Raw genomic sequence first — 8,915 nt, 5'->3', positions numbered from 1 at the left:
TGGCCTAACCGGTAACCGGGCGTCTTTCCGAGACCCGTCGTGCGCTGAGCAGCAGCGACGCCGGTAGCAGCGCGTCCGGCCGTTGCGGTTCGGCAATGGCTTGCACCCTCCAGCCGGGTGCCAGGGTGTTGAACCAGCTCTCCAGGGTACGGTAGTACCAGGGCATGGCGTGCCAGCCATCGCCACCCAACGGTTCGAAGCGTTCCAATCGCCAGCCATCCCGGTACGGCGGTTCCACACTGAGCGGATGCAGGGTCTGGATAATCAGATGCGCATCCGGCGTGGCGATGTGCGCGAGGGCATTGAGCAACTCGCTGACACGCTCATCCAACAGTGAAAAATTGCAGGTGATCACATCGAATGCCGTGCCGACCTGCTGTGGCTGCTCGATCACCTGCGCATAGGGCAGACAGTGCACCTCGGCATAGCCCTCTTCACCTGCCAGGGCCGCCAGTTCGGCACAGGCATCGATCCCGGTGATCCGGGCGCCGCTGTCGACCAGGGCCCGGCCCAGCCACCCTTCACCGCAGCCGAGATCCAGCAGGGAATTGGGCTTGCAGGCCAGAACGGCCTGGACCATGGCGTTGTTGGTGACCTCCAGGCGGCTGCGAATATGCCCTTGGCGCACGGCTGTCGCCCAGGCCTGGGCATTGCGGGACCAACTGGCGAGCAGGGCAGCGGAAGGTGCGTGCATCAGGAACGTTCCTCCAGGACACGGTATGACGAGCCATGAGGATAGCGCTGAAAGGACGGGCGGGGGCAAGGAGGGGAGCGGGAGGAAGCGAGTAGGCCCGGCGGTGGGCCGGGCCTGGAGCAGAGTGGGGATCAGAAGTCGTATTTGACGGTCAGGGCCAGATTACGCGGGTCGCCGTAGAGGTTGGCGCGGTCTTCCAGCAGGTCGATGCTCTGGTAGTACTTCTTGTCGAAGACGTTGTTCAGGTTGACCCGTGCCTGCAGATTGTCCATCGGCTTGTACGCCACCATCAGGTCGACCAGGGTGTAGGCTTCCTGTTCGATGCGGTAGCTGCGGTTATCACGCCAATGGGTGCCTTCGCTGTAGATCGCGTTCTGGCGATAGAGGCTGCCGCCCACCCGCCAGCGATTGAGCTGCCCGGGCAACTGGTAGCTGGTCGCGAGCTTGAACAGATGGCGCGGGATCTTCGAGTCGAAGAGGGTGCCTTCCTTGTTGGGATCCTTGTCCTTGGTGTACTTGGCCGCCGCATAGGTGTAGCCGGCCGACAACTGCCAATCAGGAGTGATTGCGCCGTTGATTTCCAGTTCGACCCCTTCGCTGCGCACTTTGCCCGCCGCGTCATAGCAGGTGCGGGTACCTGCGGCGCACGGTACGTTGCTGACCTGGTAGGCACGATTTTCCTGATCGATCCTGAACACCGCGGCACTGGCGTTCAGCGCGCCGTCGAAGTATTCGCCCTTCAGGCCGATCTCGTAGTTCTTGCCCTTGATCGGGTCCAATACCTTGTTCGAGGGATCGAGTTCGGATTGCGGCTTGAAGATATCCGTGTAGCTGACATACACCGAGTGGTTGGCATTGAGGTCATAGATCACCCCGGCGTATTTGGTCAGTTCCTTGTTCAGCGAGTAACCGCTCTGGGTCTTGCTGGACAGGGTCTTGACGTCGTAGTCATACCAGTCGAGGCGCGAACCGAGGATCACCTTCAGCGGGTCGGCGATATTCAGGCGCGTGGTGACATACACGCTGTCGCTGCTCGAGTTGGTTTTCTGGTGAAAGCGGTACATGTCGTAGTTGGGCTTGGGGACCGTGCTGTGGCTCCAGTTGTACGGGTCGACATTGGTCGCGGTCGGGACCGCGCCGCCGCTGCCGCCATGGCCGTTGAAGTGTTCTTCGCGGCTGCTGGCCCCGACCACCAGCTCATGGGTGCGGCCCAGCAGGCTGAAGGGGCCGTCGGCAAACACATCGTAGGTGTCCTGGGTGGTCTTGTAGCGGTAGTCACCGGTGTACTGGTTCAGGCCGGTGGGCACATAGGAGTTGTAGGAGCCGAGAAAGTCCAGGTCCGCCCAGACCTTGGTCGCCGCCATGCGCAGCTTCCAGTCGTTGTCGAAACGGTGTTCGAGCTCGGCGAAGGCCGAGGTGTTTTTCTGGTTCCAGTAGGCCCACTTGTTGCCCAGGAAGGTCGAGCGCGACAGATGCAGGTCGCTGCCGTCGGCGGCGGTAGGGATACCGCCCCAGTCGTTGGTGTTGTTGTCCTTCTGGTTCGAGACGCCGAGGGTCAGGGTGGTGCTGTCGTTGAGGTCCGCCTCGCCGATGGCATAGAACAGGATCCGCTCCGCATCGACCACGTCCTGGAAGCTGTTCTTGGTCTGGTAGGCCATGACGGTGCGGCCGCGCAGGGTGCCTTGCTCGTTCAGCGAGCCGGACAGGTCCAGCTCCGAGCGGTAGTTGTCCCAACTGCCGGCCAGGCCGGTGATGCTGGCCTGGGTTTCCTTGGTCGGGCGCTTGCGGACCAGGTTGATGGCGGCCGACGGGTTACCCGCACCCTGCATCAAGCCGGTGGCGCCACGCACGATCTCCACGCGGTCGTAGATGGCCAGGTCGACCGACGAGGTGACGTCCGGGGTGTAGCGCGAAATGGTGGTGGGCAGGCCGTCGTACATCAGGTTGTCGACTTGGAAGCCCCGGGACATAAAGGTGGTGCGCTCCGGGCCCCACTTCTGCACGGTCAGGCCGGGGGTGTTTTTCACCGCATCGTTCAGGCTGCTCATGCCCTGATCGTCCATGCGCTGGCGAGTGATCACCGTGACGGACTGCGGTGTTTCCCGTTGGGTCAGCGCCATCTTGGTCGCGGTCTTCATCGGCCCGGTCGTGTAGGAACCGGAATTTTCCGTGACGCTCCCCAGCGCACGGGCATTGACGTTGGTTGCATCCAGCTCCAGGCCGGCGCCCTGACGGCGTAGCGTCAGGGAGTTGCCTTGCAAACTATAGGAAACCCCGGTGCCTTTAAGCAGCTCGGCGATGGCCTGCTCAGGCTCCAGGTGACCACGCACTGCCTGGTTGCGCACGCCCTGCACATCTTCCGGGCTGTACAGCACCTGCACATCGGCCTGTTGGCCAAATACCTGCAGGGCGCTGGACAGCGACTGCGCCGGGATATCGAAGCTCACCGCCTGGGCCTGGACCTGTGCGGCATAGGGTGCGGCCAGTGCCAGGCCCAGGAGCAGGGCCTGGCGCGTGGGGGTGAAGGAGTGGCGTAGCAGGGCGCTTGCCAGGGGCGTAAGACGTTGCAGTGCGGGCATTTTTATCGGTCTCAAGTCAGCAATGGGAACGTTTCTTTAATGATAATTTTTATCAACTGAGCATGAGACGTTTCATCCTCCGTAAACCGGAAAAACTTTTTACAGTTCTCTGGCCACGCGAAATCCCAGGTAGTCGCCACGGGCGGTTCGGTCTCGGTCATTGCGGTTGCCGGAGCGGGAAAACACCGGGGCCTCGCCCCAGTCATTGCCCCGAATATGGGCGCCTTCGCAGTTGCCGCCGTTGGCCTCCATCCAGGCACTGCCATCGGTGGGGGCACCCACATAGTCGCGATGCCAGCAGTCGGCGACCCATTCGTAGACATTACCGTGCATGTCGTACACGCCAAAGGCATTGGGCGGGTAGCTGCCGACCGGCGAGCTGTAGCTGTAGCCATCTTTGGGGCCATAGGTGTTGGCGTGCTTGCTGATCTGGTACTGGCCTTCTTCATCGAACGGGAAGGGGAATGGTCCGGTTGATCCGGCGCGGGCGGCGTATTCGCGTTCGGCCTCGCTGAGCATCCGGTAGGGGTGACCGGTTTTTTTCGTCAGCCAGGCGGCGTAGGCCTGGACGTCGTGGTAATCGATGCAGACCGCCGGTTGGCGCGGACCCTGTTTATAGCGTGGCTTGCTGGCTTGGCACAGTCGCCCGGGGCGGGTATCGCCATCCTTGATCACGACGCCGGTCTCGCGGATATAAGCATCCAGTTCGCCGGCGGTCACGTGGTAGCGGCTGATAGCGAAGGGCTTCTGGAAGGTCACGGTATGTTGCGGGCTTTCATCGGGCTCCTTGCCCACTTCGCCTTCGGGCGTGCCCATCAGGAAACTGCCGGCGGGCAGCACGACCATCTGCGGGCAGGTTTTGCAGTCGCTGAATACAGTGCCGGGCGAGGGCGGCTCGCCGGCCTGGGACGCGGTGACGGGCAGGCTGGCCAATAGGGTGGCAACTGAATAGAAAACGCTGGGTTTCATGGAAATCACTCCGGCTTTGACATCACAAAAGTGGTGAGTGGCGGTGTAGACGCGAGCGTCTGGATGCGCGCTGCGAGCTTTCGCAACGGCCGCGTAGGCGCCTGCTGGCCGCTCGCGGCTACAGGGGCGCTGTTCGCGCTTAGAGCTTTTTGGCCAGTAGCGCCAGGGTCCGGTCGATATCGGCCTCGCTGTTCAGCACGCTCGGGGCCATGCGGACCACCGGGCCGACATCCCGGGACACGGCGTCGACCAAAATGCGATTGGCCATCAGGTAGGCCGCGGTCGCATCGGTATCCAGGCCCTTGCCGCGAAAGAAGGTAAAACCGGCCGAATACTCGGGGCTGAGCGGCGTCACCAGTTCGAGCTGCGCGAACTCGCCCAGGCGCTGCTTGAGGTAGCTGTTGAGCCCATGGGTACGTGCCTGCACATTGGCCTTGCCCAGTTGCAGGTGCAGCCTGAAGGCCTCGCCCACCGCCCAGCGGTGCTCGAAGCTGTGGTAGCCGCCCGGGGTCATGGTGGTGGCGAAGTTATCGTCCTGGGAGAAGGTCGCCACGCTGGGCGTCAGGTGTTCCAACTGCGGCGAGCGCGAGCAGAAAATACCGGTGCCACGTGGCCCGAACATCCATTTGTGGGTGCCGGCGACAAAGAAGTCACAGTCCAGGTCGGCAAAGGTCACGTCCTCGATCCCCAGGCCATGTACGCCGTCGACGCAATAGAGCAGGCGTTCGCGCTCGTCACGGTTACGGTTGTGTTCACGCACCAGTTGGCCAATGGCCCCGATGGGCAGTTTGACGCCACTGCCCGAATGCACCCAGGTCATGCCCAGCACGCGGGTATGGGGGCGAATATTGCGGTCGATGGTGCCCAGCACTTCATCGGTGGAGACCCGTTGCGGCGACTCGAACAGGCGAATCTTGCGCACCTGGGTGCCGTCGCGCTGGGTTCGGTATTTCAGGGCGTTGCGCGTCGAATAGTGCTCGTGTTCGGTGGTGAGGATCTCCTGGTGCGGCAGCACATGGATGCCGCCGTAGAGCATGGCCAGGCCTTCGGTGGTGCTGCCGGTCAGGGCGATCTGGGCGGGCTCGATCTGCAGGTAGCGGGCCACCCAGTCGCGCACCTCGGCCTCGCGCTGCCAGGTGTACTGGCTGTCGTAGTCCATGGCCTGGGCCGGGTTGCGGTCGAGCAGTGCGCGATAGCGCTCGATGGCCTGGCGCACTGGCCGAGGGTGGGAGGCGATCAGGAAGTTGGACAGATGGACATAATCCGGGTCGAGGTCGAACTGCTCGCGCAGTGCGGCCCATTGATCGTGCCCGGCACTCGTGGCCGTGGCCGCCGCCAGCAGTGGATTGAAGGGCCCCGCGCCCAAGGGCAGGGTAGCGGCCAGCAGGCCGGCGTGCTTGAGGAAGGTTCGACGGTCAGTCACGGGCGATCTCGCGGTGGTGAGCGGGCTGGTTGGCAATGGGCGTGGCGGTGGGGCGGGCGCGTTGTTGCACCTGCTCCCAGACCCGCAGGTAGTTTTCGCCCCAGAGCTTGGCGATCTCGCTATCCGAGTAGCCGCGCTGGATCAGCTCGGCGGTGACATTGCGATTCTGCGAGACATCCTGCCAGCCCTCGACACCGCCGCCCTCGTTGAAGTCCGAACCGATGCCGACATGGTCGATGCCGACTTTTTTCACCACGTAGTCGATGGCGTCGCCGTACTCCTTGAGGCTGGCCTTGGGCTCGTCGTCGATAATCGCGTAGAGGCTGCTGGCGTATTCGCCAAAGCGCTTTTCCGGCCAGACGGTGATCACTGCATCGCCGGGCATCAGGGCATTTTCCAGGCCCTGGAGGGGGGGCAGGTCGAAGCGCTGGCGCAGCGCATTGAGCTTGTCCAGGGACGGCTGGCTCAGGGGCTTGAGGTAGGTGGAAAAACCGACCACCTGGATCACCCCGCCGGTGGCCTTGATGGTCTGCAGTTCCGCGTCGCTGAGATTGCGCGGGATATCGACCAGCGCCCTGGGCGCCGAATGCGAGGCGACGATCGGCGCACGGCTCAGCGCGGCAACATCGTTCAGGGCCAGGGTCGACATCTGCGACACATCGATCACTACGCCCAGATCGTTGAGACGCCCCACGGCCTGCTTGCCAATGGGCGAAAGGCCGCCGAGGACATCGCGGGTGTCATTGAAAAACGGCAAGGGCCGCGACGAGTCGGCCCAGTCGTTATTGCCCACATAGCTGAAGCCGAACAGACGCATGCCCCGTGCCGCCCATTTATCCAGCTGGTCCAGATCGTTGCCCAGCGGGTAGGCATTGAGCAGGCTGACGACAATGGCCAGCTTGCCCTCGGCGGCGATGCGGCGCAGGTCCGCCGGGGTGTAGGCAATGGCGACCTGGTTAGGGAAGTCGCGGACCATGCCCTGGATGATCCGGTAGCGGATTTCCTGTTGATGGCGCGCCTCCTCGACAAAGCCCGGGGTCGGCCGATGAGGCGCATTGGGGCCGTTCCACATCTCCGGCCAGGCCAGGATGCTCAGCGCTGCGGCGGACATCCGCCCGCGGCCGGCCTTGACCAGGTCGAACTGGCGGCGGCCATCCTTGTCGGCCTCGCTGCCTTCGGTGCCGAAGTCCAGGGGTACGGTGATATGGCTGTCGAAGGAAATGATCCGCTCCTGCAGCTCGTTGGCATGCCGGGTGATCTCGCGGGGGTAGGGCGAACGGCCTTTCCAATAGAAATGCCAGGCCGCGCCGGCGCCGATGCCGACCCCCAGCACGATCAGAATCAGCAGGGTCAGGTAGAGGGTCTTCTTGGTGGACGTTGTGCTCATGCTTATCCCAGTCACAGGCGGGCGGATGACAAGACCGGGGCGGTGGTGGAGCGGCCGGGTCCTTTGTGAACTGCTATGGGCGTTAAACGAGCCGCGGCGGGCAAAATTTACCTGGGCATTGGCCGCTCTTCGGTAAATTTCCCCGTAAATCCAACGTTCTAGCTAGATGCGTGATGCGCCACGGAGATAGGTAGAGCGATGAGTTTTTCCCGACGAGGATTCCTGACCGGGCTGGCCGTGACCGGAGCGGCGCTGCCCGTAGCCGTCTATACCCAGCATTACCTGAACAAACGCGAGATCCGCCGCCAGCGTGACCGCGAGATCACCCCCGGCGAAGCCACACTTGAGCTGGCCTCGACGGAAGGCGTACGCCTGGGCGATCAGTTGCGCGGCATCTGGGACCTGAGCTTTCTCGATGCCCCAGGGCTGGTCGGGTTGCCCCTGGCGGGCAACCAACTGCTCCTCGATATCGGCCCGAGCGGTCGCGGGGTGCGCGGTTACCTGGGACGGCCCGACACGCTGCGGAGCATGGGGCCGGCGGAGTTTTTCGTGCAGGGCGACCTGGTGCCCAACGATACTGCGCACATCCGCTGGCGCCTGTATGCCGGTGGTCACTCGGGCCAGGCGCCGAGCCATGAATGCCGGATGGTGCTCGATGAGGTCTGGGGGCTGTGGGCCAGCGCCGGCAGCGGCACCTTGAGTGGCACGCTGCGGGCCCTGGATCGCGCCCTGTTACTGCCCGAACAGGCCGTGCGGTTTGTCGCGCACAAACGTGCTTTTCCCGAGGCACGGGAGACCAATCCGTTGCAGCCGGCGCTGCTGGCCTGGCTGATTTCGCCCCAGCATCGGCTTTTCCACCAGCTCTGGCATGCCGCGCGCGACCGTTGGCATTCCCTGCCCAAGGACAAGCGCAACAGCCTGCGCGGCCTCGGCTGGCAGCCCGGGCCACTGGATGCCGAGCGCGGCGCCCGTGGGCGGCGCAAGCACCGCAATGCCTCGGGAATCGACTTCTTCTTTATGCACCGCCACATGTTGCTGCAGGCCCGGGCCCTGCAACCTGATTTGCGCTCCTGGGCGCAGCTGCCGTTGCCGCCCGCGTCCATCGAACATGACCGCCAGGGCTTTGTCCGTTACTACGAGAACCAGGATGGCAGTGCCGTACCGCCGGCCTGGGTGGCGCGCAACGATCCGCCGTTCAGCCAACTGCTGCACGAGCTCAAGAGCGACCAGGCCTTCCATGGCAATTTCCAGGTCTGGGAATCCCAGTACCGCGACCCCGAGTATCTCAGTGGCCTGACCCTGGGTGAGTTCGGCTCGGAGATTGAGCTTGGCATGCATGACTGGCTGCACATGCGCTGGGCCGGAGTCGCGCGTGATCCGTCCAATGGCATGCCGGTAGCCGGCGCGCGGCTGTCCTCGGACTTTGCCGGGCGTTGGTACGAGGCCGACAATGACTTTCTCGGCGATCCGTTCTCCTCTCACGTCAATCCGGTGTTCTGGCAGTTTCATGGCTGGATCGATGATCGGCTTGAAGACTGGTTTCGCGCGCATCAGCGTTACCACCCCGGTGAGGTGTTGCGCAGTGAGGTCAATGGCGTGCCGTGGTTTGCCGCCGGACGCTGGGTCGAAGTCGCCGACCCCTGGCTCGGGCCCTCGACCCATGGTTGCGGACCGCTGGATACGCCGGCCGGGGATGCGTCGCTGGAGATGGATGTGGAAGTGATGAAGCTGGCACTGCGCATTGCCTTGAGCCGTGATACCGAGGTGCCGCAACTGCTCAAGCGTGCGCCGCGTCGGCCTTGGTACGCGCAGCATCTACTCGAGGATTGAGGCAGGTTTAACCGCACAAAAAAAGGCGACCCG

At 63.6% G+C, this 8,915-nt stretch carries 6 protein-coding genes; 1 reads left to right on the top strand and 5 read right to left on the bottom strand.

What is annotated here, in order from left to right; genetic code table 11:
• Positions 1-4: 4 nt before the first annotated feature.
• From NPS46_RS00400 to pvdM, 5 genes are all read right to left on the bottom strand, one after another.
• A complete protein-coding gene (locus NPS46_RS00400) occupies positions 5-694 on the bottom strand; it encodes a class I SAM-dependent methyltransferase (RefSeq protein WP_274104420.1) in 690 nt (229 codons plus the stop codon).
• Between the two features lie 131 nt (positions 695-825).
• Positions 826-3,273 carry a TonB-dependent siderophore receptor gene (locus tag NPS46_RS00395; protein WP_274104419.1) on the bottom strand — a complete coding sequence of 816 codons (2,448 nt, stop codon included), beginning with the start codon at positions 3,271-3,273 and terminating at the stop codon, positions 826-828.
• Between the two features lie 99 nt (positions 3,274-3,372).
• The gene (locus NPS46_RS00390; RefSeq protein ID WP_274104418.1) at positions 3,373-4,242 is read right to left on the bottom strand and encodes a formylglycine-generating enzyme family protein; all 870 of its coding nucleotides are present in this window, start codon (positions 4,240-4,242) and stop codon (positions 3,373-3,375) included.
• Positions 4,243-4,381: 139 nt separating this feature from the next.
• Complete coding sequence (locus NPS46_RS00385) at positions 4,382-5,665, bottom strand: aminotransferase class V-fold PLP-dependent enzyme (protein WP_274104417.1); 1,284 nt, start codon at positions 5,663-5,665, stop codon at positions 4,382-4,384.
• On the bottom strand, positions 5,658-7,052 hold the full coding sequence (pvdM, locus tag NPS46_RS00380) for a pyoverdine-tailoring dipeptidase-like protein PvdM (RefSeq protein WP_274104416.1): 1,395 nt from the start codon (positions 7,050-7,052) through the stop codon (positions 5,658-5,660). The genes NPS46_RS00385 and pvdM overlap by 8 nt, the downstream gene beginning before the upstream one ends.
• 198 nt (positions 7,053-7,250) lie before the next feature.
• Here pvdM and NPS46_RS00375 point away from each other — a divergent pair, with 198 nt between their 5' ends.
• Entirely contained in the window at positions 7,251-8,882 is a 1,632-nt protein-coding gene (locus NPS46_RS00375) for a twin-arginine translocation signal domain-containing protein (protein WP_274104415.1), read from the top strand.
• Positions 8,883-8,915 lie beyond the last annotated feature (33 nt).

It is taken from the genome of Pseudomonas putida, assembly GCF_028682395.1.
Taxonomy (GTDB): Bacteria; Pseudomonadota; Gammaproteobacteria; order Pseudomonadales; family Pseudomonadaceae; genus Aquipseudomonas; species Aquipseudomonas putida_AB.
The sequence above is the reverse complement of the archived record's forward strand: the minus strand, read 5'-3'. Positions and strand labels throughout refer to the sequence as shown.